The following is a 256-nucleotide window of genomic DNA, read 5'->3' as shown; positions in this document are numbered from 1 at the left end:
CCTCGATCTGCGCGTGGATGCGCGCGACCTCGTCCAGGCCGATCTGGTGGATCTGCTCCGGGGTCAGGTCCGAGGTGGTGCTCTGGCGGACGTTGTAGGCGTACCAGGCGGCGCCGTCGGGCAGGGCGGCCATGCCGTCGCTGGCGCGGCTGGCGGGCAGGTACTCGGTGGCGATGAAGCCGCGCAGCGCGCGGTAGGCCGGCATGACCCTCAGCTCGACCAGGCGCTTGTAGTCGGCGCTGATGCGTTGTTTGTC

Annotated in this window: 1 protein-coding gene; it reads right to left on the bottom strand. The window is 70.3% G+C overall.

Features of this window, described 5'->3' with window-relative positions; all coding sequences use genetic code 11:
- The coding region (locus SB822_RS58805) for a DUF885 family protein (RefSeq protein ID WP_410859337.1) at positions 1 to 256 on the bottom strand (256 nt) is incomplete at both ends.

Origin of the sequence: Paraburkholderia sp. SIMBA_054 (assembly GCF_046534875.1) — a bacterium.
GTDB lineage: Bacteria > Pseudomonadota > Gammaproteobacteria > Burkholderiales > Burkholderiaceae > Paraburkholderia > Paraburkholderia hospita.
This window is presented reverse-complemented; position numbering and strand designations above follow the sequence as displayed.